Here is a 24997-nt window from a genome sequence, read left to right as displayed (position 1 = left end):
TAAAGACATGGGGGAATGACGGACCTGGGGCGTAACCTCTGTGAGTGGCGAGTGTCAGCTACCCCAACATCTCTCGTGCATGCTCTCGCTGCTGTTTCACAGCGCCATCTACTATATCCAGCAACTTTTCATAGCCCTCAGGCATCTCTTTATCCATACCCGTCTCTTCAAAGCGGTTCAGGGTGGCTTGCGAGTATCGTTGATGAGTTGTTGCAGCTCATTAATCACGTGTTGGGGCTTTTAGGTCCTCACACCAGAAGCCGTTCAAATATCAGCTCCTGGCGTTAATCCTGCTACATGAAAAAGATGGCAAGTTTATTGTGGTTGATTAGCATATTGCTCCCAGATAGATACCACCTTTTCCCGATTGATATTCTTGGATATCTTGAAAAGACCAGCAGTTTCGACCTTCTCAACTGTCTCCAAAAACTGCAGCACTACGTGATAATGAGGACGGTTCCAAAAATCATGTATAAAGATACGAGCATCAGATGCCTCATCAGAATAATCTAGAATATGCAGGATAGCTGACATGGTGCAGGCCACACGAAACCGACCATCAACCAATATGAAATCAAATGGCTGTGAATACTTAGCGATGGCTTGACTGTAGGCAGGAAACTTATCAGCCGCGTCCATTGATACGGGGAAGCCCCATGCTTTGGTGGCACCAATATCTACCGCTTCAACTTGACACTGCTCTCCCAGCTTGTCTTTCAGTGCATTCACCCAGTTGGCGTCACTTTCAACGCCTTGTACCGTTAAGCCTTCTTTCACTGCCCAAACCGTCGAACCGCCTGATCCAAACTCAAAATATTGCTTGGCTTTTTTCAGGCCTCGCTTGAACAGTTTGCGCTCAGCCGTTGACATATGTGGGGCATCAGGTAGCGGAAATTTAGCTGCTTCATCTGGGAGTTCTGCTTTGTCCTTGCTAAAGGTAGTCGACTCTATCTGTGGTTCTTGTTTTAAAGCTATCAATCCCTCTTCAACTAGATACTCCTCCGCCTTTTCTAAATCAACCTCGGCCAGCACTAAATATGCCATGTCTTTAATGCCGTACACCGTATGCAGTAGAAAGGCTAGCTTCGTGCGTTGGTTATCGCTTAGCTCAGCCATTCGTTCGTAACTAGGTAAGAATACAGCATCAGCACTATGCAGCTCCGTCGCTTGGCGCTGCTTTTCAGCTACGCTTTCTGGCAGGTGGCTGCGGTGTTGCTCATTGTTAAAGCGGTAGAAACGGAAGCCGTGGCGACTCATCCAATGCTGTACTTCCGCGAGGTTAGGTTGGCGTTGGTGCGTCGGCTGAAAGGCAATACGCACTTGGATAATAAGCGTATCTTTAAGGGCTTTTTCGCCATTTTCAAGAATTGCCGTGGAATCGCTTAAATGATCAAGAATCAACCAATCCAAGCTTTCAAGCCCTTCGATACGATCTAACGCAATAGTATTGATCGGCAGCTTGGCAAGCACGTTAGTACCAGACGGGCTAGCCCCGTGTTGCTGTCCGATAGGCAGCGGTTCCAAGGTGCTGCTCATTGCTGGATCTAAGCACGAATAAAGCGTTGCTTGATTGCCGTCGCCTAAAACAGCATGGGTAAAAACTTGCACATCATTGCTGCCCTCAAACCGCTCAGGATTTGTTACTTGGCTTGCTGGATCGAAGGTCACTATGCCAAATGAATTTAGTTGCCTAAGGGTATCAATGCCCTTCTCAACAACTAATCTTGACCCATTATCCAGCGCTATAATCTTGCTAGATAAGGACCATTTAAACCCGGCCGCCTCAGGCTCCATACTTTCTGCATAGACAATATCAACGGGTGTTTCTTCATCCGCAAACTGCGCCTGCCCAGTTTTATCGAACGTTAAAGCGGCAGGCTGCTTTCCTTCACAGTGGCGTTGCCAAATGGCACGCATTGCATTAGTAAAATGTTTTGCAAAACGAGGCGCATTGCATACGGGGGACTCTAATAAAACTTGACGAAGATGCTGCCTGATAGTGGCAAGGCTATCTAAGTCAGATGCAAGCTCCAAAACTCTTTCTCGATACTCTTGCCAAGAGTTCACTACAAGTTCTGGCATACCCGCATTGATCAAATGGGTAGCACTGTGGCGTCCTGCAAAAGTCGGCCCTGGGAAGGAAACTACCGGTACTCCCATTAATAAAGATTCACAGGTCGTTAATCCACCTGAATATGGCCATGGATCTAAAGAAATATCTACGTCATTATAACATTGAAGAAGCTCAATATGCGGGGAAGGCCCTTCGATACGCAGTCGATCGGCCGAGACTCCTTCTGCCTCCATTAAATTAATAATACGCTCACGCATTTCATGATTACCGAGTTGCATACTTTTCAGATACAATTTTGAGCTTGGTAATTCATGCATCAACTTAGACCATTGAACCAGCAATTTATCATTTAATTTAGTAGCATTATTAAAACACCCAAAAGTTATATATTTATTTTTACTAGCAGGCAATGACAACACTGAAGGCATGTAACGAGGAGGTGTGTAACAAATATAGTCATCGGGCAATCGAACTATATTTTCTGTATAGTTTTCGTCGACACCCAGAGGAGTTTCTACACTATCACTTATCAAATAGTCTATTGAAGACACACCAGTAGTATTAATTAAGCCACCAACCCACTTAACTATTATAGGAGCGGGGGCATTTGCAATAACCAATATTCGATTGCCAGCATTGTGCCCAGAAAGATCGAAAAGTATATCAATTTTATCTTCTAAAATCCTATTTTCAAGTTGCTCATCACTCATGTATTCAACTGACAAAAAAACATCTGCAACTTCTTTAAATCTAATAGTTATATGATCTTCGTGATTATTTGTAGAGTAAAAAAAGAATTCAAACTGTTTATTTCTACATCCTTCGAGCACAGATATAATCATTTGACCGACAGGATGGCTGCGAAAACCATCAGAAATCATTCCAATTTTTAACTTACGTTCAGTAATTTTATCCGTTTCAGGCCTTCTGCTACCTGTCGAAGGAGTATATCTAGTATCCCATTGCTTAATAATTTCTAAAATATCTTTCTCGGACATTCCGGGGTGATAATGGGCTGTGGTTAGCAGATTTGAAAATGCAAAACGACTACTATTAGGCAGCTCTAATGCTTTACGATAAGCCGCCATGCTTTCGTCAATGCGCCCTAAATCGTTCAAGGCATTACCATAATTATTCCATAGTGATGCGTAGCCTGGCGAAATTTGAAGCCCTTTTTCATAGCTTCTTAACGCTTCACTATGCTGATGTAAGGCGACTAATACCATTCCTTGAAGCGAAAAATACTCAGCCTTACTAGAGACCAAACGGCACGCTGTCTGTATATGAGTCAATGCTTGCTGATTTTGACGACGTTGGTGTAATAAATATGCCATGCCGTGATGTGCTTCAGCATAATTTGGTTCTATTTCCAAAGCTATTGCTAATAGAGTCTCGGCTTCTTGAACGCCTCCCAGTCGATATTTGGCTTCTGATAAACGCCCATAAACCTCATGATTAGCCCTATTCTCATCAATTAACTTTTGGTACTCAGCCACTGCTTCCAAGTACTTCCCACTTTTAAGCAGAATGTCTCCTTTACTTAAACGGGTAGCATGAGAATTACTAGGCGTTTCAAAAGTATTGTTAGCTTGCTTAACCAAGGAAGATCGACGAGATTTATGACGACTCATATATAAACTCACTGCTGGTAAGAGGACTCAAGCCATCATATCAACTTACAAACTGGCTTCATAAAAAAAACAGACCCTGTTTACAGGGCCTGTTTCGATATATCTACCAAAACCTTCTAGCGGCTAGGAGTTTAACCCAGCAGAGAAAGAACGTTCTGCGGAATCTGGTTGGCCTGTGCCAATACAGACGTACCGGCCTGCTGCAGAATCTGTGCACGAGTCATGTTAGCTACTTCAGTTGCATAGTCAGCATCTTCGATTCGCGAACGGGCAGAAGAAAGGTTGGTTTCGTTGGTCTGCAAGTTTGTGATCGCAGATTCGAAACGATTTTGAATCGCACCCAAACCGGAGCGTAGTTCATCAACTTGCTTCAGAGCACCATCAAGCTGTTCCATTGGGTTAGCAGTGGCACCACTTAAAAGGTCTTTAGCTGACAAATCGCCTCCTGCAACAGTGAAGGCTGCAGTGTTAGCTGTAGTCGTAATGTTAGCATCTGCTGGATCCAATGCAACGCGGAAAGTTTTAGCTGTACCCGCCTCCATCTCAAGCCCTTGCAAGTTCAAGGAGTTGATCTCAGCAGCATTGTTAGTGTCTACAACCACATCAACGTACCAGTTACCAGCTTCATCAACTTTAGCCGTGCCGCCTGTAGTAATTGCAGCAGCACCTACACCCAACTCAGTCGCCAAAGCAGCATCAAACGCAGTTACTGTAGTGGTATTGATGCTTGTAGCAGTACCGTATGACTTCTCGAATGCTGCTTCAGCAGCTCCACCTGCAGTAGTATCTAGATTAGTTAAGGCACCTTGCGGACCGTTAACGTTGAAACTATCAAGATTAAGAGTGCCAGCAGTAATCTTTTCAAGAGTGACGTCGATAGATTCACCGTCATTTGCACCTACTTGAATAGACAGGCTGCGGTTTTCAGCCAGCACCTTAACACCGTTGAAGTCAGTCTGCTCAGAGATACGGTTGATTTCGGTCAGACGCTGATCTATTTCATCTTGGATGGAAGCACGATCATCAGCAGAGTTAGTATCGTTTTGCGCCTGAACAGCCAACTCACGAACACGCTGCAAGTTATCATTGACCTGGTTCAGGGCGCCTTCAGCAGTCTGTGCAACAGAAATACCGTCGTTGGCATTACGCTGAGCCTGAGACAGACCAGTGATTTGGCTGCTCATACGGTTGGCGATGGCTTGGCCAGCTGCGTCGTCTTTAGCGCTGTTGATACGCAGACCAGAGCTCAGACGCTCCATAGAAGTGGTCAAGGCGTTTTGTGATTTGGACAGGTTGGACTGGCCAATCATGGAAGTAATGTTGGTATTGATCACTGACATGGTGTGATTCTCCTTGCATGAACACTGGCCGGAAGGCCTGCTAATCGGCCACTTTGTGCGCCGTTATTAGAATTAACGGCACGGCGAGAGGAATCTTTAGGGTGGTTAGTAAAAAAAGATGTAATGTTTGGTAACTGCAGGGTGAGAGGCTTACTTTTACTAGAGCAACAAAAGGGCGGCTTGCGCCGCCCATTGCAGGTGCCTCGCTTCGCTCGTTACACCGCACTACTAATAGCGAAGCATTATGGATTATTTCTTGCGGCCTAACTGACTATCCAGGGCGTCGAACTGCTGGGTGAGGTAGCTGCTCATGCTGTTCATCTGGGCAATCATCGCATCCAGTTGGCCGAACTGGGTGCGGTAACGGGAGATGGTGCCTTCAATGGTTTTTTCCATACGCTCGAAACGGTCGTCCAAGCTTTTAACACGGTTTTCCGCGCCACTAATCGCCAGTTTGACCACTCCGTTGTTGCCCAGCATCTGTTCGATAGTGGTGTTTAGCCTACCCGCCATGCCGTCGCCCTCGTTTTCACCGGCAAAAAAGTCATTGAGGGCTTGAGGATTATTAGCAACTAGATCGTTTAGCACATCGTCATCAACCTTGAGCTTGCCATCTCGTTGCAGAGTGATGCCTAGCTGGTTAAGCGTCGATAACTCACCGCCTTCTACCCCGCCGGTTAATACACTGCGCAGCCGAGATTCGATGGTGCGCACGGTATTGTCTCCCACTAGCTCTCCAGCGGTTTCGCTATCACCGGTAAAGCTAGTGAGTTTGCCAATGGTGCCTTTTAAGTCGTTAAACGCTTTTACAAAGCCATTAATCGCTTCGCGCTGCTTTAGTGTATCGCGCTCAATATTAATGGTGCTGGAAGCCGTTTCGCCGTCCACGATATCGAGTTCAGCAAGATTTAGCGTTACGCCTTGAATAGCGCCTTCAATACTATTTTCCGCACTACTAATCGCAATGCCATTAACCGTAAGCGCGGCATTCTCCCCTGGGCGCTTTGTTGTCGCATCTTCAGCAAAGGGGCCTGGCACCACGGCGCCACCGGCATCAACAAAACTAAAGCTTTCAATAGAAGCGTCTGCGCCAGTAGTTTTAGAGCTAAGTGCCAGCCGGTAGCCCGTGCCATCATTGATAATCGTGGCGTTAACACTAGCTTCTTTATCAGCGTTAATGGCATCACGAACATCAGCAAGGCTACTGCCTTCTACGATGTTGATATCGACGCTCTCCCCATCGCCAAAGGTCAGCTGCAGCGCGGTCGCCCCTTGTAGATCCAAGGCGGCGTCCCGCTCTCCCACGCGGCTTGAAGCCAGCGTGCCAGAGGTGGCCAGTTGGCTGACCTCTACCCGGTAGCTGCCCGGCAGCGCATCAGCGGCAGCAGTCGCTTTAATAGCTTCTCCACCACCAGTGCCACGCACATTGGCGGAAAGGCTTTGGTAGAGCTTGGGGTCATTGATTTTGGCGACCGCATCTTGAAACGAGTTCAGCGACGTTTGAAGTTGACCGAAAGCAGAAATTTTCGCCTGCTGCTGTTTCTTTTGAAGCGTAATTGGCGCGAGTTTGCCCCGCTCAGCCGCTTGAAGCTGATCAAGCAAACCAGTGAGATCAAGGCCAGAACCAACGCCAAGAGAGGTTATCGTCGCCATGCGGGGGTATTCCTCAGTGCAAAAGGCTAAACCACAAGACCCAAGCGCGCATGCGCACGCCCGTTTATTTAATAGCACTGCTATCGGCAGAAAAGCGCTCAACTTTAGCGCCTTTTCGCGCTTTCGCCGCTTTTCATACTTTTTTACTAGAAATGAGAATTTTCTAATGAAAACGCCTGCAGGAAGCAGGCGTTAGCGTAGGCGTTCAGCAACCAAATTACTTTAGCGACTATTTACGCCCAAGCTGAGCGTCAAGGGCATCAAACTGCTGAGTTAGATAGTCGCTAGTTTGGTTCATCTGGGCAATCATGCTATCCAACTGGCCGAACTGGGTACGGTAGCGGGAAATGGTCTGCTCAATGGTTTGTTCTGTACGGGTGTAGCGCTCCACTAGGGACTCCACACGATTTTCCGCCCCGGTAATGGCTCCTTTCACAGCCCCGTTCGTGCCTAACAACTGGTCTAGGCCTTGGTTTAACTGGCCTGCCATACCTGAATCGTCGGCGTCACCGGCGAAGAACGCCGACAGCGCATCCTGGTTATTGACAATGGCGTTATCCAACTCGCTTTCATCAATAGAAAGCGTGCCGTCCCGCTGTAGTGAAATACCAATATCACTAAGCATCGAGAACTCGCCTTCGATACCACCACTTAATATGCTGCGCATGCGAGATTCCACAGTGCGCACCGTATTATCGCCGTTAAGCTCGCCAGCCACGCCGGTTTCCGCATTGAAACTGGTCAGCTCGCCGATGGTACCCTTGAGGTCGTTATAGGCATCGACAAAGCCCGTAATCGCTTCACGAACAGCGCGTGTATTCTGCTCGACTGCCACGGTGCTATCGCCCTCTTCTTGAAGATTAAGCGTCACGCCTTGAATCGCCCCTTCAACCTGATTGGTAGGGCTGGTAATGGCAATGCCATTCACCGTCAACGCGGCATCGGTGCCTGCTTGCAGGGTGTTATCGGTGTCGGCGGCGAAGGGCGCTGTGCCTGCATCGGAAAAGCTAAAGCCGGTAATAGAGGCATCCGCACCGGTTTCGCTGGAACTAAGCGCCAGCCGGTAGTTGGTGCCGTCGTTCACAATGGTGGCATTAACGCCTGAATCTTCACTGGCGTTAATCGCATCGCGAATATCTTCCAGGCTGCTATTCGCACCGATGATGACCTCTTTACTGGCCCCATCACCGAATGTGAAGGTTAACGTTTGCTCAGTGGTCGTTAGCGGCGCGTCCAGTTCGGCAACGCCTTCAGAGGCCAGCGTGCCACGGGTAGCGAGTGTATCAACGGTGACGTTATAACTACCGGGCTGCGCTTCGCCGTCTGCCGTGGCAGTAATGGCATCGCCTCCCACATTCGTGGAAAGGCTTTCGTAAAGCGCACTGTCGTTTAACTCAGCTGATGCAGTTTGAAATTTGGAAAGCGCACTTTGCAGCTGACCATAAGCAGAAATCTTGGTCTGCTGGGTTTCCAGTTGACGCTCTATAGGCTTCAACTTCCCTCGCTCAGCATCTTGCAGTTGATCCAGCAAGCCGTTGAGGTCGAGTCCTGAGCCAATTCCGAGTGATGAAATGGAAGCCATAAGTTACTGCCCTTTTTTTAAAAAACGCCCAACACGCTGGCGCTGCTCATACGTAAGAATGTGATTTATTATTGAATACTATCGACCATTAAAGCCCAGACTTGAGCCTATTTGGCTTTTTTTACGTACGAAAAGGTAATGAATTGTAAAAGATGGCGCCTGTAAAAAGCTCAAAAAGGCATAATGCCATCCATCGGGATTAACACTTTTCTGTGTATTCTCTAGTGACTTACATGGTGAATTATCTAGATGACAGGAATATGTCAGGAAAAGGTCGGCGGTTGCTTTGACACTAACGAACTATAGACCTTGGTCTAACACTTACATTGCTTTATAATGCACTGCAACAAGCCCATTTTGGGGCTGTTTGCAGGAGAACGACTTATGCCTTCCGAGGTGTCACAACCCGCATCCACCGTAGCGTCTGCCGCTTATCATGTGCAGCGCAGCCTACGCCACTGCCTTTCTACCGTTGCCGAGCTGCTTTACGATAACGGCCATGTGCTCGAAACCATTACCTTGCCGCAGCGTGGCCTTGCCCGACGCGAGCTGGCTCATTTGAAGGGGCATTGCCCTAGTTGGAAAACATGCCAACGGGTGCTTGAAGAGAGCGGTGCCGCTGAATTTAATGATTACGACCGCTTAGTACTGACGTCTATGGGGCGGGAGCTAATGTTTGATATGTTTGGTCAGGGTGCTGCCGACTGCGCGTAATCGCGTTTGCTTTGCTCTGCACGTTCTAAATACGACGTTCTAAATACGACGTTCTAAATACGACGCTCTAAATACGACGTTTTAAATACAAAGCGCCCGCAGCCCCTTGAAAAAAGAGCTGCGGGCGCTTTTCTATTGGCGTGATGTGCTTAGCGCAGTCCAAGCAGCGATAGAATAAACAGCACAACAACGATTAGACCAATAATATAGATAATGTTACGCATAACGGCACTCCTTGCTTTTGCGTTTAAAGGCTTGCTCCAAAGAAAGCAACACCTTGAAATAACACCTCTAGACTAGCAGTGATTGGTTATGTTTGCGTAATTTACCCTTGGTGGGCATTAAATCGCTCTCTTAAACCGTGCCAGCAGCTACTACTAGTGTGGCCATTGAGAATATGAACAGTGAAACGACGCTTCTCTACTCATCCTTATGCCCTAGACTCATAAAATAAAGCGCTGCGGCCAGCGCCAGCACCGAAAGCGCGAGATAGATGGCTTCCAGTGGCGTTGTGAAACGGATATCCACCACGGCGCGGAAAAACTCAATAATCACCGCCAGAATCACCACGCGGGCAATTTTGTCCTTGAGTTGATCCAGTGAGCCTACGTTAAACGGGTGCTTGGGATAACGCACTTCCGCCTGATCGATACGGGAAACAAACAGCCGATAGATACCTAGCCCGAAGATCAGCAGCACAATCGCTATTAAATACACATCAACGGCGATGATGATGTCTGGCACCAGGGTGTCGTGGATATCTTGAGAGCTATCAATCAGGTAGTAGCGCAGTACGTCACCCACCACGGTTAAAATATCCAGCGTGCCGACAATAAACAGCATTAGTGAGCCCAACAGGCTTGGCACTACCGCCAGCATTACCAGAAAGCGCGAATTCCAAAGCGCCGTTTCAATCCGCCGCTCCCAGGGGGATTGTTCACGGGGCGTTTTGGGCGCAGGCGGCAGTGCTGAATGCGGCGATGGTGATTTCGATGATGACTCAGACGGTGCTGGATCAGACATGGTGAGTGCTTGCTCCTTTTAAAAAGCCGCCAGCTTAGGCGGCGCTAGGATGATCGTACGCGAACTTATAGCACGTTGATCAGCACAACCGTAAACGTAACTCCGGTGAGTAGAAAACCCAGCGAGAGCATAATGCCGTCTCTGGCGACTAAACCTAAACCGAACAGTGTCAGCGCTAGGCCCGCACCGTTGGCGCTAAACGGAATAAACTCCATCGGCGGCATGGCTAGCGCGATAAGCAGGCACATCACGGCGGTGACGCGTATCCCGATATAGCCAGTCATCCACGCTAGGCGCACACCTAGTAAGCTATCAATCCACGTGGCGGGCTTTTTCATGTAGTGAATAGCTTTATCGAATTTAGTTCGGGAAATCGAGCGTTTTACCAGCCATTTAGGTAACCAGAAAGTTTCCCTGCCGATTAATAACTGAACGGACGTGAGCAACACCAACGCCGCCATAAGCGTTGGCATACCGGGAATATCACCGATGATGGGCGCAAGTGTGATTAGCCCAGCAAGCAACAATAGTGACCCAAATGAACGCCTGCCCACCGCGTGAACCACGTCGTCTACGCTTACCTTGGCTTTTTCACGCTCCATTCGCTCCATGGTGTTAATCAGTTCGGTTAAGTTCGATGCATCCTGCCTATCATTCATTGACGTGTCAGCGCTCCCTTCCTATGGTTTAGCGTCTATCCTGGGGGCATTATTCAGCGTGGGGCGTACTTTCTAGCTTGCTGCGAATAAAGTCGCTATGGCTGACGTGCAGGAGATCTGCCAGCCGCCGGATACGGTGCTCTTCGAGTGGGTCGATACTGCCGTCTGCCCAAGCAAGCTGCCACATTAACGCTACCAACTCGCAGCGCTGCTCATAACCGTAGTGCTCTTTTATCAGGCTAACAAACTGGTAATGATCGACGGCGTCATCCACTTCTGCTTCCGCCAACGTCATTAACTCGTTAACGTCGCTATCACTTAAGTGGTAGCGATTGATGAGCATCTGCTTGAGTGCGGCACGTTCAGCATCGCTTTTATCGTAGTCGGCACGCATGACTTCACAGAGCAGCGCCGCCGTTGCGAGTTCTAGCGTCAGGGTTTGATTATCACGCTGCTCAGGTTCTGCCAGCGCGCGTTGGAAGAAATTGCTAATGGCATCCAGCACGGTTTCTCTCCTGTTAATAAACCTGCCACTTCGACTGGCGATATGACACTTAGTGCCCTTTACACCTAAGCGCCCACCCTCACCTCAATCCTCACTATTTACCCTCCACTACTCACTATTTACTAATCACTCCTTACGCTTCGCCAACTGCTCTTTTAGCTGCTTGGGCACTTGCTTGATAATCAGGCGATCCTGGTTTTCATCGTACTCAATGCTGGACCCGAGCAGGTGGGAGTCAAAACTGATCGATACGCCCCCAGCACGTCCGGTAAAGCGGCGAAATTGACTGATGGTGCGCTTATCCGGTGGGATCTCTGGAGAAAGGCCGTAGTCAGCATTACGGATATGGTCGTAAAACGCTTTGGGCTGCTTTTCGTCCACCAGCCCCGAAAGCTCTTCTAACGTCATTGGCTCGCCACGGCGCAGCTGCTCGTTGGCGTAGTCGACCAGGGTGTCGGTTTTTTCTCGGCTGGCTTCGTCGTCGTAGTCCTCTTTTTCGACGTAATCACTGAAAGCTTTCAGCAGCGTGCGGGTTTCGGCGGGAGCATCAATGCCCTCTTCCATTCCCAACAGCGCTATCAAACCATCGGCTAGCTTTTTGCCGCCGCGGTCTTTTAAAAACGACACATATTGTGCGCTTTCAGAATCGCTCTGCCACTGGGTAAGGTTTACCCGTGCTGCCAAGGTGAGCTGGCTGGTATTAAGCTGCGCGGCAGGCACTGCTTGGTGCTCTGCGTTAATGCCAATACCTTCCCGCTGATGAACTAAGCCTAAAAACAGTGTCTCGGTATCGCCCTGGCGTAGATGTGCGAACACTAAGTAGCCGCTAACGGAGAGCTGCTCTTGCAGGGTTTGCGCCAAGCGTTCGGCAATCGCAATAGAAAGCTGGGTGAAATCCTGCTCTTCTGCCATATATGCCCGCAGCCAGGCTACCAACGGACCAGCCTGCTCGCCCTGCTCAGCAAATCGCCCCCACCCTTTGGCTTTGGTGTTGTAGGTATCATTTAGCGAATTCACCAAGCTTGCCATTACTGGGTCGTCGTGGGCCGCGGGTGTTGACGCAGGTGCCGCCGTGACGGTCAAACGTTCACCATCTAATGATGGATCAAGGCGGTGCACAATACTTTGCAGTAGCGGCATAAGCGGGAGTTACCTTTTATTTAAGAGCGGTTTAGCTAAGAACGATTGATTAAAAAAACAAGTTATCAAAAGAGCGGTGTTGGCAAAGAACCGCTCAACAGGCAATCCGCAGATTTAGGGCTTTAAGCGATAACCGGTGCGGAAAATCCAGGCAATGGTGGCAAGGCTAGCGGCCAGGAAGAGCAGGATCATCGCCACGCTGGCCGCTAAACTGACATCGCTAATGCCGTAGAAGCTCCAACGGAACCCACTGACCAAGTAGACTACAGGATTGGCCAACGTAACGGTTTGCCAAAACGGCGGCAACATATCAATAGAATAGAAGCTGCCGCCCAAAAACGTCAGCGGGGTAATCACCAGCAAAGGCACCAACTGCAGCTTGTCGAAACCATCTGCCCAAATGCCGATAATAAAGCCCAGCAGGCTGAAGGTGACGGCGGTCAGCACTAGGAAGGTGAGCATCCAAATCGGATGAGCAATTTCCAGTGGCACAAATAAGCTGGACGTTGCCAGGATAATCAGCCCCAGAATGATCGATTTCGAGGCAGCAGCGCCCACATAGCCCACCACCACTTCTAAATAAGAGATGGGCGCTGAGAGAATTTCATAAATGCTGCCAGAAAACTTCGGGAAGAAAATTCCAAACGAGGCATTAGAGACACTCTGGGTAAGTAGCATCAGCATAATCAGCCCAGGCACAATAAAAGCACCGTAGCTGACCCCGTTAATCTCGCTGATGCGTGAACCAATCGCCGCGCCAAACACCACAAAGTAAAGCGAGGTTGAAATCACTGGCGACACAATGCTTTGCAGCAACGTGCGGCGAGTACGCGCCATTTCCGCCATATAAATGGCACGAACGGGGTAGAGATTCATGGGCGCTCCTTTACCAAGTCGACGAAAATATCTTCCAACGAGCTCTGCCGGGTGTGCAGGTCTTTAAAGCCAATGCCCGCCCGTTCCAACTGGGTGAGCAGCGCAGAAATACCGCGGCCTTCCTCTTCCTGACGGCCATCGTAGGTGTACACCAATTCATAGCCATCTGCAGCCAGGCTCAGCTCGTCTTGATCAAGGGACGCAGGCAGAGCAGAGAGCGGCGTGTGCAGCTGCAGCGTTAGCTGCTTGCTGCCAAGCTTTTTCATCAGCGCTGCTTTCTCTTCCACCAATACAATCTCACCGCGATTAATAACGCCAATGCGGTCGGCCATTTCTTCGGCTTCTTCAATGTAATGGGTGGTGAGAATGATCGTGACACCATTATCCCGCAGCCCGCGCACCACTTCCCACATATCACGGCGTAGCTCGACGTCTACCCCAGCGGTGGGTTCATCTAGAAATAGAATGCGTGGTTCATGAGAGAGCGCTTTGGCGATCAATACACGGCGCTTCATACCGCCGGAAAGGGTCATCAAACGGTTGTTGCGTTTGTCCCATAAGGCCAGCGACTTAAGCACTTTCTCGATATGCGCTGGATTGGGCGACTTGCCAAACAAGCCACGGCTAAAACTGACCGTGTTCCATACCGTTTCAAAGGCTTCGTTGGTCAGCTCTTGAGGCACAAGACCAATACGTTCGCGGGCCTGACGATAGTGGCTAACGCTATCATAGCCATCGACGACGACGTGGCCTTGGGTTGGGTTCACCAGCCCGCACACCACGCTGATTAACGTTGTTTTGCCCGCCCCGTTGGGGCCAAGCAGGGCAAAAATCTCGCCGCGCTGAATAGTTAAATCCACACGGCTAAGGGCTTGAAAGCCACCTTCGTAGGTTTTGTTCAAGCCTTCAATAGTAATAATGGGATCGTTCAAGGCGTGCTCCTCACACCGCGACAGCATTGCCGCGGTGCTTGACGGATGTTCGGCGCCATTAACTGCGGCTAGTGATTTCCAACAGGTGGTAACCAAACTGGGTTTTGACCGGGCCGTGTACTTTGTTCAGGTCACCGCTGAAAACGACCTTGTCGAATTCCGGTACCATTTGGCCGGGGCCAAAGCTACCTAGGTCACCGCCTTGGCGGCCAGAAGGGCAGCTAGAGTGCTGCTTGGCCACTTCTGCGAAATCACGACCGTTTTCGATCTCTTGCTTCAGTGTGTTGCACTGCTCTTCACTGCTTACCAAAATATGACGGGCGCTGGCACGTGCCATAACAAACTCCTAAGTAATAAAAAAAAGAACCTACATAACCTGTTGCTGTTTCATTTTGCCATAACCGTCATCGCGGGTGCGCTTCGCTTACCACGCGCTACAAAACCTATGGCACCTACCGTAGCGCGGTGTAACGAATCTCGCGAGGTACGAGCGAATGAGGCACCCGCGTCGTTAGCCACCAAGCGCTACAACTTTCCAACGGCAGGCCGTGAAACATCAACAGAGCATTGGCTCAGTTTATCATGCTGGTACGGCGTTAGGCGCTAGCGTTAGCTTGATTAAAGGTCAGCTAACGCACCACTAAAACGTAGCGCGTCACCAACACTTGCCAAGGCGCGTTCGTGGGCGCTTACCGAAAGCGGGCCTCGGCTACAGGCGACAATTACCCAAGGTCCCTGGGCTGACGAAATGCGCGAGGCAATACCCGCATCGCAGCTGCGACGGTACTGGGTACCGGTCTTATGGGCAAAATGAATGTCACTGCCCAATCCTTGTTTCAAGCGGCGCTCGCCAGAGGAGGTGCGGCTCATTACCGCCAGCAGCGTTTGGCGCTGCTCGGTATTCAAATCCGTCATACCCCCATGGTGAAGCGAGGCTAGCACATCCCCGAAGGTGCGCAATGTGCCTACGTTCTCACCCGTGGCTTCGTAGGCATCAAAGGCGCGGTCGTAGTTAGGTTGCTCGAAGGCATCTTGGTGCACGCTAAGGGCACGGGCTAACGCTACTGGGCGCTGGCTAACGGGATGCTTGCGCAGCGCCATAAAATCCAAACCACCTAAGTCTTGGGCATCTGGATGAAGCTGGCCATAAACGCCTTGGCGTACTCTAACGAGCTTGCTAATCGGCCCTATATGACCGGACCTTCCACCGCTCGCGACCACCATGGCCTTTGCCCGTGCATTCACTGCCTCAAGCCCTACACGATCAATCAGCATATCTGAGGCGGTGTTATCGCTAACGGTGATCATCTGTTCCAACAAATAACCAATAGAAATAGGCGTGCCTGGATCATGCCAGTTTACCGGGCCTGCGCCATCCACATAGTCACTGCGCGCCAGGGTAATCCGCTCATCAAGCGATAGCCTGCCAGCTTGGCGTTCGGCCAACACCTGAGCAGCCACCGGTACTTTTATCAGCGATGCCAAATACCATGGCTCATCGGCTTTCCATGAATAGGCTTCACCACTGGCCAAATTCTGCACATACACGCCTAGCTGCCCACCAAACACCTCTTCGATGGCGGCCATGCGGGCATTTAAGTCACCCTGCCAGCGGCTCTGTTTATCGACTTCATAATACCAATCTGCATGAACAGGCAGTGCTATTAACAGCGCTACGACCATGAGCCCGCGCTGTATCCAGTGTCGCAAATCGTCAACTCCCGTTAGTTTGCTCGCGCTTAGCGATGAGCCGCCATCCAGCGGGTCAACCAAATCCACAGCGCGGCACCGAGTATTAATAAGCCACCAATGCCAAGCGCCTGCGGATAGCTGTAGGCCCCCTCGCCTTCCAATAAAAAACGCAGTACTAGAAAAATCATCACGATATGGAAGATAAAGGCTTTGAGCGCATCACTACCGACGAGAGTGATCGGCAACAGTGCTTTCGCAGCGGTGGCGCCACCCGCTAAGGCAAGCCCAAGCAGCACCAACGCGCCACCCACGCTAAACAGCATAAAGTTTATCCCTGGCGGGTGTTTTCCCACATTACGAGCCACCGCCATCATCGCACCATGAACATCGCCCCCGGCGATGGCTATGCCATAAAAAGCGCCGACCATCAGCGCCCCCGACCCTGCCAGCCAAAGAATTAAACGGCGGCGTAAGGTGGCATCGAAATAGCAGCGTAACAGCGCTTCGCCGATCAATAAGCCAGACAATATTAGTGGGGCGCGGCTAAGCTGTCCCCAGGCATAGTGCTCTTCATGATCCACCAGAAACGCTTTTAAGAGCTCGTAGCCCCCAAAGGAAAAGCCTTGTAACCACGCTGAAAGCGCCGTTAATCCTGCGATGGTCGCCAAACGTCCCCACAGTGGCGTTCGGGCCCACAGCGGCAATATTAATGGCACCCATAATAAGGCAATGGCGTAAAAACCGAGAATCTCTACCCAGATAGCAAATCGCCCATAGAGCAGCGTATTAACAATATCGCTTGGCGAGCTAAAGGGTAGCATTTCGATAATAATCAGCGATTTATACCAAAACCAAACCTCAACGGCCCTTACCCATAGCTTTAATCGCCGCCGAGGCCAATCGTCACTTTGCGTGTAAGCAAGGAAGGCCACCGCCAGCGCTATGCCGAACACTAGAATAAATAGTGAGGACGAGAACTTAGTCAAAAAGTGGATAGGCACCATGCCCCAGTCGGGCACATGACGCATGCCTACTAAACCACTAACGGCATGACTGATAATCATCAGCCCAATGGCAATACCACGCGCGAGATCAATCGCTTCGATTCGTCCTTGCGCTTTAGGAAGCTGTGGAACCTCCTTCCAGTTCAACACGTCGGCAACGTCCTTGTGGCTGATGTTAGTAATAGAACTCTAACCATAGCCTATTCATTCCCTACGCCCTATCCTCACGCCCTATGTGGCATCTTTTAACGCAAAAATGCCCCGCAACTGGCGAGGCATTTCATGGTTCATCCGTGAACCGGAATAGAAGTTAACCCTTTAGCAGTCATGGGTTACCAGCCGGAATCATCTTCCTCTTCAGTTTCCCATGTGTCTTGCTCTTCTTCTTCCTCTTCATAAGTGAATTCTTGCTCTTCCTCTTCGTACTCAGTAGTTACACCTTCATTAGTAGCGCCTTGCTCTTGATCAGAGTCGAAAGAGTTGTAGGCGCCTTGCTCATCCTGGGTCGTTTCTTCCTGAGGAGCGGGCTCGTAATCATCGTTGCCTTCCATGCCAGCAAAGGCCAGCGGGCTAGCGATTAAACCAAACGATACGCCTAAAATGCCAAGTTTCTTGAGAGCTTCCTTTTTCATAGTCATGCCTCCTGGTATGGCTTCGCTTTCACTTTGGTTTTCGGTAATCAAAAAATTCGATCATTTGAAAACCTTGGTTAGTGGCAAGAACGTCATGTCTTCCTAACACTTCGTTCTTGCCCAATACATTGCAGCCGCCATACCAAGCCATGCCAATAAAATAAAAAACACTTTAAATACAGAGACTTGTACAAAAATAATGCATACCAATCTAATGGCGCACCGATCTTTAATTAGCGATTTATTGTTTACCGCTGACACATGAGCCCTGTTGCATCATGACAAACGAGGTTTGGGGGATTAATACCCCATCACCCTAGGCAGCCACGTGGCAAGGCCAGGTATCGCGATCAACAATAAAATCGTGGCCAGAATAGGAAGCAAAAACGGCAACACCGCTTTGACAACCTGCCCATAGCGTAGTCGCGTAATGCCCACCATTAGAAACAGCACCGTGCCAAAGGGTGGCGTAATAACTCCCACTGAAAGCGTAATGACCATCACAATGCCGAAATGGACAGGGTCTAACCCCGCGCTTAGCGCAGCAGGCACCACAATGGGAGTGAAGATCAGGATGCTCTCGATGACCGACATGAAACAGCCGATAAGCAGGAAAAACAGCGCAAAGCAGAGCAGCAACGCAATCGTCGGCATATCGATGCTGGCCACCTGTCCCGCCAACGCTTGTGGAATGCCCATGCGCACCAAAATCCAGCCGTAAAAACTGGATACCGCAATAATCAGCAGAATCACGGCGCTGAACATAAGGGTACGTTGGAAAGCATTAAACAAGTCGCGCAGGCTTAAGTCACGGTAGATCAGGCCGCCTAAAATAACCGCATAGAGCGAGGCAATGGCGCCCGCTTCCGTTGGCGTAAAGAAGCCCCCCCAAATACCACCGACAATAATGGCGGGCATCATCAAGGGCAGAATAGCGCGCTTGCCGGTTCGGACGACCTCGCAGGCATCAAACGGCGTAGGCTTAGGCATCACTACTTTGCCTGTTGCCCCGAGCATTACCGTCATTCCCATCAACAGTAATGCCATCAAAATGCCGGGCAGCAGCCCCGCCATAAACAGCCCGCCGATACTTACGTTGGCCAACCAGCCATACACTACCAGCGCAATACTGGGCGGCAGAATCGGCCCAATCACGCTAGAGGCGGCGGTAATTCCAGTGGCGTAACCCAAATCATAGCCACGCTCTTTCATGGCTTTAATTTCAATGCTGCCAAGCCCCGCCGCGTCAGCCACGGCAGTACCCGACATGGTGGCAAAAATAGAGCTGGCCACTACGTTAGCGTGACCAAGACCACCTTTGGTAAAGCCTACTAATGCCGTGGCGAAGTCAAAAATACGCGTGGTTGTTGAGCCAATATTCATAATATTGGCTGCCAAAATAAACAGCGGAATGGCCAGCAAGGTAAAGTTGTTGAGCGTTTGCACCATCCGCAGTGGCAGTAGCTCAACGGGCAGCCCTCCGGTGCCGGTGAATACCAACGCTATAAATGAAGTAACACCGATAGCGACCACGACAGGCAACCCGATAGCCATTAGCACCAACAGGCCGCCAACGAAAATTAGTAACTCAGTCATGGTGCCGTCACCTCTTCTTCGCGGGGTGCTTCAAGCCAGAAAACCGGGCCGCGCAGCGTTTTCCAAAGGGCGATGACCGCCATGCTTGCGAAGCTAAAGAAGATACCGTAGTAGAGGTAGCTGAAACTGATACTTAACGAAACAGTTTTATTGTTGGCGCTCATATCCGACATAATCCACGCGCCCCATGCCGCTAGTACAAAAAATCCGCAAGAGATCAACGAAGTAAGGCGATACTGTATATTTTTACCTAAGCTAGAGAGCTTGTGGCTGAACAGGTCAACCACTAAATGCTCACTGCGTACCCACGCAGAGATAGACCCAAAGCCAATGGCATAAATGGCCAGCAGTGACGCAACTTCTTCTGTCCAGGGCATCCCCAACCCAAGTAGGTCCCGGGCTACCACTGCAGACACAATGAGCAGTAATATCGCGGCCATTAACGTCACCCCCACCCCATCGCAAAGACGGGTGGTGTAACGCAACACATAAAAAGCGATTCTATCCGGCCCGTTTCTGGGCGGCATAGCTGAATCCACGGTAACGCTCCTGAGGCTTAATAAGGCTTAAATAGGTATCTTTTAAAACTACAACGACGGCCCGATAGGCCGCCGTTGTTCATTTAGCACAAGCAATTACTGACTTTCATTACCTAACGCATCTTCACGCACACCATCAGCCATATCGGCCATGACACGATCAATCGCAGGCAACGCCGCTTCGCGGAAAGGTGCCACATCCGGCTCAATGATGGTCATCCCTTCATCCTGCAGCGCTTCTAGATAGAACTCGTCAAGTTCACGCTCTTGCTCTGAACCGTATTGACGAGCTACGTCGATCGCCTCTTCGATCAATGCCTGATCATCGGCTTCTAAGCCATCCCACCAGCGTGAACTGGCCACCCAGCTCCACGGAAACTGCACGTGGCTGGTCATAATGATGTGATCCTGCACTTCCCACAGGCGGCGGGTATAGGGCGAGGAGAGCGAGTTTTCATGGCCATCGACTTGACCTGTTTGCATGGCCAAGTAAATTTCCGGCGCGGGAACGTTCACTACCTGGGCGCCGATCTCTTCCCACACCTCAAGCCACACGGGGAGCGATGGCAGACGCAAACGGAAGCCGTCTAAGTCTTCAGGGCTATTGATTGCCTTGTTGGCGGTCATATGGCGTGGGCCACGGTGCTGCAAACCAAAATACTTAAGCCCGCCTTGGTTCTCAGCCTGATCAATCAATGCCTGGCCAGAAGGGCTTTCCATATAGGCGTCGACTTCGTCCCAGGTTGAAAAAACAAACGGCACGGTAATAGCGTCATACTCTGGCGCATACTGCTGGCGCCAATTGCCGCCAGTGATAGAAATCTGGGTTTGACCTAAGTTGAGCAGTTCCAGCACCGCGTTTTCACCGCCGAGTGAACCTGCTAGAAAAGGACGCACCTCAAAACGGCCTGGAGCCTGCTCTTCTAGATATTCGGCAAAGCGCTCGACTGCTGCGCTTTCAGAGCCGCCTTCGCTCATGGTGTTGTTAACTTGAATTTCGATCGGGTTTGCCAAGGCAAAGGGGGCCGCCGTTAGCATACCCAGGGTGGCCAGCGTGGTAAGCAATGTTGTCCGCATAGGATGACTCTCTACGGTTGTCGTTATTGGATGTGGTTATGGTTATTAAGCGTGATACTTATCACAGCATTTTTGCTGTTTGATTGATCTTGAAACAAGCAGCCAAGCGGCTCAAATCGACGTTCATGAAGGCTGACTTCGTCAAATACGATGGCTAGAAACGCCGCTATAGCGCGCTAAACTACGCACCCTATTATCAGCATACGACCAAAGATGAATACCCACTGCACCCTTAGGCTATCTCAATGGCGCTTGTCTGCTGTTTTTAGCCGCGGCTTCAACCGCCATTTTCGCCAGGAGCTTTCATCATGCACGAAGTCGCCCCCGTCGTGTTTATTACCGGCGCCACTTCTGGAATCGGCCTTGCTTGTGCCCACCGTTTTGCCCAAGCGGACTGGTCACTGGTGTTAACAGGACGGCGTCAAACTCGCTTAGAGGCGCTCTATAACTCACTGAAAAACAGCGTACCTGTGCACATCGCTCAATTGGATGTCAGCAACCCACAAGACGTTGCTAACGTGGTTGCGGCGTTGCCAGAACGCTTTCAGCACGTGCATACACTGATCAATAGTGCAGGACTAGCGCTGGGTAAGGGGCCAGCACAAAACGCTGAGCTGGATGATTGGCACCGCATGATTGATACCAACGTAAAAGGATTAGTGACTGTCACGCGCCACTTGCTGCCCAAACTTATCACCGCAGGCCCCGGCTCAACGGTAATTAACCTGGGTTCTATCGCCGCTCATACGCCTTACCCTGGTGGGCATGTGTATGGCGCCACCAAAGCCTTTGTAGAACAGTTTAGCTATAACCTGCGCTGCGACGTTGGCCCCCAGGGCGTTAGAGTGACCGACCTCGCCCCGGGGATGACAGCGAGTGAATTTACGCTGGTTCGCATGAAAGGTGACCACCAGGTAGCCGATAGCTACTACGCAGGAGCGGAACCACTTCAGCCTGAGGACATCGCCGACCAAGCGTTCCATGTAGCCTCACTTCCGCCGCATATCAATATCACGCGCTTAGAAGTGATGCCGCTTTGTCAGCAGTGGTCGGCCCCCACGATACTGCGGGATTAAGCGCCGATTTGATGAGCTTTATAACGCTGAATGCTTTTCTGCGGTCAGCAGGTCCACCATGTGCCTTGCCGTAACAGGAAGCGTCGCGTAGCGGCGCACGCCAATAACAAGTTCACGCTGGGCCCAGGCGTCGCTCAACGGAATGCTTTTAAGCTGCAGATCACCTAGCTCGCGGTAGATCGTTTGTTCTGGTAGCACGCCGACCCCCATGCCATGGTGAATCATGCGGCAAATAGCATCAAAGCTACGTACCTGAATGCGCATTCGCAGCGCTCTTCCCGATAGATTAGCCTGCTCAAGCAATAGCGCTTGCAGTGACGCATCTTGCTGCAAACCGATGAAGTCGAAAGCGAGCGCTTCATTGAAGGCAATACTGCTTCGCTCCGCTAACGGGTGTTTATCAGGCGTTACTAGCACTAAGCGATCACGCCGATACGGAATTATCTGTAAGTCTGGCGCAGCCACATGCCTAGCAAAAATGCCAATATCGGTTAAGCCATCCCGTACAGCGGCAATAATTTCATTACTGACCCGCTCTTGCAGGTCGATTTTGATTTCAGGGTAGTGGCGAGAGAACGCGCTGAGATCTTGGGGAAGAAATGCGATGATCGCCGAGGTGTTGGAATGAATACGCACATGCCCACGCACGCCTTCACCATATTCGCTAAGCTCTGCCTGTAAGCGTTCAACATTGTCGAGTATGCGCCGCGCATGATGTAAAAACGCATGCCCTGCTGGGGTTAGCTCCACGCCACGGGGCTTACGGTAAAGTAGCGTTGCTCCGACCAAGCTTTCAAGATCGCTCATTCGCTTGCTAACGGCGGCAAGGGCTAGGTGTTCGCGTTCGGCAGCCGCGGTCAAGCGGCCTTCGTCTGCAACAGAGATAAACAGCTTGAGCGTAAAAAAATCAAAGCGGCGCAACTCGGCAAACTCCTGAAAAGTAACCTGACTATGCTAGCGCATACCTTCGCCAGTCACGAAACCTTTGTTACCCATTGCCTAATTGTCGCGCCTAAGCGGCTCACGCATGCTGGTAGGCAACAATATTAACGATACGACCAGGAGAGCCTTAATGCATGCTCCCGAAGCGCGCCAGCTTCCTTTAGAAGGCCTGAAAGTCCTTGAACTTGGGCAGCTCATTGCAGGCCCTTTTGCGACCAAGCTGCTGGGTGAATTTGGTGCCGATGTGATTAAAATTGAGCCGCCCGGCACCGGTGACCCCCTTCGCAAATGGCGAATGCTTGAGGAAGGCACCTCTCTTTGGTGGCACGTACAGAGCCGTAACAAACGCTCGGTGGCGCTGGACTTGCGCAGTGAAGAGGGTCAAGCGCTGGTGCGCGAACTCGCTACCGAGGCTGATGTGGTGGTGGAAAACTTCCGCCCTGGCACATTAGATAACTGGGGGCTGGGCTGGCAAGCGCTCTCAAAACTCAACCCACGATTAATCATGGTGCATATTTCCGGCTACGGACAAACGGGGCCTTACCGCGACAAGCCCGGCTTTGGTGTGGTGGGTGAAGCCATGGGCGGGCTGCGTTATCTCACCGGTCAGCCGGGCGAGCCTTCCGTCAGGGTAGGCGTGAGCATTGGTGATTCGCTGTCCGCGCTTTACGCTGTCATTGGCACCTTGCTGGCACTGCAAGAACGCAACCGCAGCGGCCTGGGACAAGAGATCGACGTGGCGCTGTATGAGTCGGTATTTGCCATGATGGAGAGCCTACTGCCGGAATTCGATGCCAGCGGCCAAGTGCGCGAACCTAGCGGCAGCGCCCTCCCCGGCATTACGCCTTCTAACGCCTACCGCTGCCTGGGAGGCGATTACGTATTGATTGCCGGTAACGGCGACAGCATTTTTAAACGCTTGATGGGCGTGATTGGCCGTGATGATCTGGCCAACGACCCCGCGCTAGCCCACAACGATGGCCGCAGCCAGCAGGCTGAAATGATCGACGCAGCGATTCAAGCGTGGTCTGAAGAGCGCCCAAGAGAGGCGATTCTTAAAGCGCTGGATGAGGCGCGTGTGCCAGCGGGCTATCCGTACACCGCCGAAGATATTGCCTTTGACCCCCATTACTTGGCGCGGGAAATGATTCAAACCTTCACCCGCCCCAACGGCAAACCATTAAAAGTACCCGGTGTACTGCCCAAACTTAGCGCTACCCCAGGGCGACTCGGCGATGGCGGTCCGGCGCTTGGCCAGCATACCGATGACGTGTTGGATGAGCTGGGCATTGACCAGGAAACCCGTGCCAAGCTGCGTCAAGCGGGCATTATCTAAGGAGAGCGCTATGCATAATTCCACGAGCCAACCCGTGCTCTGTCCCACAGCACCTTGTCCTACAAAAATAGAAATTAATGAAGTCGCCCCGCGTGACGGCCTGCAGATTGAAGCGCGCTTTGTCCCCACAGACGATAAGATCCGCTGGATCGACGCACTCTCCACCACCGGCCTGCGGCGCATCGAGGCCACCTCGTTTACGTCCCCCAAAGCGATTCCTAATCTGCGCGATGCTGCGGATGTTGTCACTGGCATTCAGCGCCGGGCAGGCGTCGATATCAGCGTATTAGTGCCTAACCTTAAGAGCATGGAGCGCGCGCTTGCCTGCCAGGTGGATGAGATTAATTTAGTGATGTCGGCAAGCGATAGCCATGGCCTGGCGAACCTGCGCATGACACCAGAGCAGTCGCTTGAGCAATTTGCCGCGATTGTGGAGGCCTGCCAAGGCAGCGACGTATTTATCAACGCCTCGCTTTCGACCGCCTTTGGCTGCCCGTTTGAAGGCGAGGTGCCTGAAACACGGGTGCTTACGCTGGTGGAACAACTGATCGCGCGGGGCATTCAGGGCGTCACGCTATGCGACACCACGGGCATGGCCAACCCTGCCCAGGTGAGGCGCCTGTGTGACGCCGTGCTTGAGCAATGGCCGGAAACGCCGTTCACGCTGCACTTTCACAACACGCGTGGCATGGGCTTAGCCAACGCGCTGGCGGCGTGGCAGGCGGGCATTAACCGCTTTGATGCGTCGTTAGGCGGGCTGGGGGGCTGCCCTTTTGCCCCAGGCGCTAGCGGTAATGTATGCACCGAAGACTTAGTGCATATGTTTGCAGCGATGGGGGTCGATACGGGCGTCGATCTAGATGCGCTGCTTGACGTTGCCGCCACCCTGCCGACACTTATCGGCCACGACGTGCCCGGACAAGTAGTAAAAGCCGGGAAGTCATCCCGGCGTTATGCTATGCCCGAGCGTTAGT

At 51.2% G+C, this 24997-nt stretch carries 22 protein-coding genes; 4 read left to right on the top strand and 18 right to left on the bottom strand.

Annotation, left to right across the window (positions count from 1 at the left end; all coding sequences use genetic code 11):
- Positions 1-315 precede the first annotated feature (315 nt).
- From JFC11_RS10010 to fliD (JFC11_RS09995), 4 genes are all read right to left on the bottom strand, one after another.
- Positions 316-3705 (bottom strand): O-linked N-acetylglucosamine transferase, SPINDLY family protein, encoded by a 3390-nt coding sequence (locus JFC11_RS10010; RefSeq protein WP_198349485.1) that lies wholly within the window; start codon positions 3703-3705, stop codon positions 316-318.
- Between the two features lie 131 nt (positions 3706-3836).
- Entirely contained in the window at positions 3837-5045 is a 1209-nt protein-coding gene (locus JFC11_RS10005; RefSeq protein ID WP_198349484.1) for a FliC/FljB family flagellin, read from the bottom strand.
- A 249-nt stretch (positions 5046-5294) separates the two neighbouring features.
- On the bottom strand, positions 5295-6698 hold the full coding sequence (gene fliD, locus JFC11_RS10000; protein ID WP_198349483.1) for a flagellar filament capping protein FliD: 1404 nt from the start codon (positions 6696-6698) through the stop codon (positions 5295-5297).
- A 229-nt stretch (positions 6699-6927) separates the two neighbouring features.
- Positions 6928-8280 carry a flagellar filament capping protein FliD gene (gene fliD, locus JFC11_RS09995; protein ID WP_198349482.1) on the bottom strand — a complete coding sequence of 451 codons (1353 nt, stop codon included), beginning with the start codon at positions 8278-8280 and terminating at the stop codon, positions 6928-6930.
- Positions 8281-8664: 384 nt separating this feature from the next.
- On the opposite strand from fliD (JFC11_RS09995), the gene JFC11_RS09990 reads away from it, so the two are divergent.
- Entirely contained in the window at positions 8665-8994 is a 330-nt protein-coding gene (locus JFC11_RS09990) for a hypothetical protein (protein WP_198349481.1), read from the top strand.
- A 420-nt stretch (positions 8995-9414) separates the two neighbouring features.
- Here the strand turns inward: JFC11_RS09990 and JFC11_RS09985 are convergent, their stop codons facing one another.
- The 13 genes from JFC11_RS09985 to JFC11_RS09925 all read right to left on the bottom strand — a co-directional run bounded on the left by JFC11_RS09985 (position 9415) and on the right by JFC11_RS09925 (position 20669).
- Positions 9415-10017: a YqhA family protein gene (locus JFC11_RS09985; RefSeq protein WP_232482851.1), complete on the bottom strand. Its 603-nt coding sequence runs from the start codon at positions 10015-10017 to the stop codon at positions 9415-9417.
- Positions 10018-10082: 65 nt separating this feature from the next.
- Positions 10083-10676, bottom strand: coding sequence for an exopolysaccharide biosynthesis protein (locus JFC11_RS09980; RefSeq protein WP_198349480.1), 594 nt, complete (start codon positions 10674-10676; stop codon positions 10083-10085).
- 49 nt (positions 10677-10725) lie between these two features.
- Positions 10726-11181: a tellurite resistance TerB family protein gene (locus tag JFC11_RS09975; protein ID WP_038478443.1), complete on the bottom strand. Its 456-nt coding sequence runs from the start codon at positions 11179-11181 to the stop codon at positions 10726-10728.
- Between the two features lie 126 nt (positions 11182-11307).
- On the bottom strand, positions 11308-12321 hold the full coding sequence (gene yejK, locus JFC11_RS09970; RefSeq protein WP_038478446.1) for a nucleoid-associated protein YejK: 1014 nt from the start codon (positions 12319-12321) through the stop codon (positions 11308-11310).
- A 114-nt stretch (positions 12322-12435) separates the two neighbouring features.
- Complete coding sequence (locus JFC11_RS09965; RefSeq protein WP_009722819.1) at positions 12436-13197, bottom strand: ABC transporter permease; 762 nt, start codon at positions 13195-13197, stop codon at positions 12436-12438.
- Positions 13194-14129 (bottom strand): ABC transporter ATP-binding protein, encoded by a 936-nt coding sequence (locus tag JFC11_RS09960; protein ID WP_198349479.1) that lies wholly within the window; start codon positions 14127-14129, stop codon positions 13194-13196. The genes JFC11_RS09965 and JFC11_RS09960 overlap by 4 nt, the downstream gene beginning before the upstream one ends.
- A 58-nt stretch (positions 14130-14187) precedes the next feature.
- Entirely contained in the window at positions 14188-14466 is a 279-nt protein-coding gene (locus JFC11_RS09955) for a peptidylprolyl isomerase (RefSeq protein ID WP_009722821.1), read from the bottom strand.
- 281 nt (positions 14467-14747) lie between these two features.
- Positions 14748-15812 carry a serine hydrolase gene (locus JFC11_RS09950; RefSeq protein ID WP_198349505.1) on the bottom strand — a complete coding sequence of 355 codons (1065 nt, stop codon included), beginning with the start codon at positions 15810-15812 and terminating at the stop codon, positions 14748-14750.
- Between the two features lie 56 nt (positions 15813-15868).
- Positions 15869-16975: a heparan-alpha-glucosaminide N-acetyltransferase domain-containing protein gene (locus JFC11_RS09945; protein ID WP_198349478.1), complete on the bottom strand. Its 1107-nt coding sequence runs from the start codon at positions 16973-16975 to the stop codon at positions 15869-15871.
- 182 nt (positions 16976-17157) lie between these two features.
- Positions 17158-17457, bottom strand: coding sequence for a hypothetical protein (locus JFC11_RS09940; protein WP_095603728.1), 300 nt, complete (start codon positions 17455-17457; stop codon positions 17158-17160).
- A 300-nt stretch (positions 17458-17757) separates the two neighbouring features.
- On the bottom strand, positions 17758-19053 hold the full coding sequence (locus JFC11_RS09935; RefSeq protein WP_038478464.1) for a TRAP transporter large permease: 1296 nt from the start codon (positions 19051-19053) through the stop codon (positions 17758-17760).
- Entirely contained in the window at positions 19050-19580 is a 531-nt protein-coding gene (locus tag JFC11_RS09930; protein WP_232482863.1) for a TRAP transporter small permease, read from the bottom strand. Before JFC11_RS09930 ends, JFC11_RS09935 begins: the two co-directional genes overlap by 4 nt.
- A 108-nt stretch (positions 19581-19688) precedes the next feature.
- Positions 19689-20669 (bottom strand): TRAP transporter substrate-binding protein, encoded by a 981-nt coding sequence (locus JFC11_RS09925; protein WP_198349477.1) that lies wholly within the window; start codon positions 20667-20669, stop codon positions 19689-19691.
- 308 nt (positions 20670-20977) lie between these two features.
- Between JFC11_RS09925 and JFC11_RS09920 the strand changes: the two genes are divergently transcribed.
- Positions 20978-21745 (top strand): SDR family NAD(P)-dependent oxidoreductase, encoded by a 768-nt coding sequence (locus tag JFC11_RS09920; RefSeq protein ID WP_198349476.1) that lies wholly within the window; start codon positions 20978-20980, stop codon positions 21743-21745.
- 18 nt (positions 21746-21763) lie between these two features.
- Here the strand turns inward: JFC11_RS09920 and JFC11_RS09915 are convergent, their stop codons facing one another.
- Positions 21764-22666, bottom strand: coding sequence for a LysR family transcriptional regulator (locus tag JFC11_RS09915; protein ID WP_198349475.1), 903 nt, complete (start codon positions 22664-22666; stop codon positions 21764-21766).
- Positions 22667-22817: 151 nt separating this feature from the next.
- On the opposite strand from JFC11_RS09915, the gene JFC11_RS09910 reads away from it, so the two are divergent.
- A complete protein-coding gene (locus JFC11_RS09910) occupies positions 22818-24023 on the top strand; it encodes a CaiB/BaiF CoA transferase family protein (RefSeq protein ID WP_095603724.1) in 1206 nt (401 codons plus the stop codon).
- Between the two features lie 10 nt (positions 24024-24033).
- Positions 24034-24996 (top strand): hydroxymethylglutaryl-CoA lyase, encoded by a 963-nt coding sequence (locus JFC11_RS09905; RefSeq protein ID WP_198349474.1) that lies wholly within the window; start codon positions 24034-24036, stop codon positions 24994-24996.
- Position 24997: the final 1 nt, after the last annotated feature.

This window comes from Vreelandella alkaliphila (assembly GCF_016107625.1).
Classification (GTDB): Bacteria; Pseudomonadota; Gammaproteobacteria; order Pseudomonadales; family Halomonadaceae; genus Vreelandella; species Vreelandella alkaliphila.
Note: the sequence above shows the minus strand (reverse complement) of the source record. Positions and strands in the feature narration are given on the sequence as shown.

Bases quoted from the DNA above. Each gene is read 5' to 3' on its own strand.
- JFC11_RS10010 (WP_198349485.1), bottom strand. From the start codon at position 3,705: ATGAGTCGTCATAAATCTCGTCGATCTTCCTTGGTTAAGCAAGCTAAC.
- JFC11_RS10005 (WP_198349484.1), bottom strand. From the start codon at position 5,045: ATGTCAGTGATCAATACCAACATTACTTCCATGATTGGCCAGTCCAAC.
- fliD (WP_198349483.1), bottom strand. From the start codon at position 6,698: ATGGCGACGATAACCTCTCTTGGCGTTGGTTCTGGCCTTGATCTCACT.
- fliD (WP_198349482.1), bottom strand. From the start codon at position 8,280: ATGGCTTCCATTTCATCACTCGGAATTGGCTCAGGACTCGACCTCAAC.
- JFC11_RS09990 (WP_198349481.1), top strand. From the start codon at position 8,665: ATGCCTTCCGAGGTGTCACAACCCGCATCCACCGTAGCGTCTGCCGCT.
- JFC11_RS09985 (WP_232482851.1), bottom strand. From the start codon at position 10,017: ATGTCTGATCCAGCACCGTCTGAGTCATCATCGAAATCACCATCGCCG.
- JFC11_RS09980 (WP_198349480.1), bottom strand. From the start codon at position 10,676: ATGAATGATAGGCAGGATGCATCGAACTTAACCGAACTGATTAACACC.
- yejK (WP_038478446.1), bottom strand. From the start codon at position 12,321: ATGCCGCTACTGCAAAGTATTGTGCACCGCCTTGATCCATCATTAGAT.
- JFC11_RS09965 (WP_009722819.1), bottom strand. From the start codon at position 13,197: ATGAATCTCTACCCCGTTCGTGCCATTTATATGGCGGAAATGGCGCGT.
- JFC11_RS09955 (WP_009722821.1), bottom strand. From the start codon at position 14,466: ATGGCACGTGCCAGCGCCCGTCATATTTTGGTAAGCAGTGAAGAGCAG.
- JFC11_RS09950 (WP_198349505.1), bottom strand. From the start codon at position 15,812: ATGGTCGTAGCGCTGTTAATAGCACTGCCTGTTCATGCAGATTGGTAT.
- JFC11_RS09940 (WP_095603728.1), bottom strand. From the start codon at position 17,457: ATGAAAAAGGAAGCTCTCAAGAAACTTGGCATTTTAGGCGTATCGTTT.
- JFC11_RS09935 (WP_038478464.1), bottom strand. From the start codon at position 19,053: ATGACTGAGTTACTAATTTTCGTTGGCGGCCTGTTGGTGCTAATGGCT.
- JFC11_RS09930 (WP_232482863.1), bottom strand. From the start codon at position 19,580: ATGCCGCCCAGAAACGGGCCGGATAGAATCGCTTTTTATGTGTTGCGT.
- JFC11_RS09925 (WP_198349477.1), bottom strand. From the start codon at position 20,669: ATGCGGACAACATTGCTTACCACGCTGGCCACCCTGGGTATGCTAACG.
- JFC11_RS09920 (WP_198349476.1), top strand. From the start codon at position 20,978: ATGCACGAAGTCGCCCCCGTCGTGTTTATTACCGGCGCCACTTCTGGA.
- JFC11_RS09910 (WP_095603724.1), top strand. From the start codon at position 22,818: ATGCATGCTCCCGAAGCGCGCCAGCTTCCTTTAGAAGGCCTGAAAGTC.
- JFC11_RS09905 (WP_198349474.1), top strand. From the start codon at position 24,034: ATGCATAATTCCACGAGCCAACCCGTGCTCTGTCCCACAGCACCTTGT.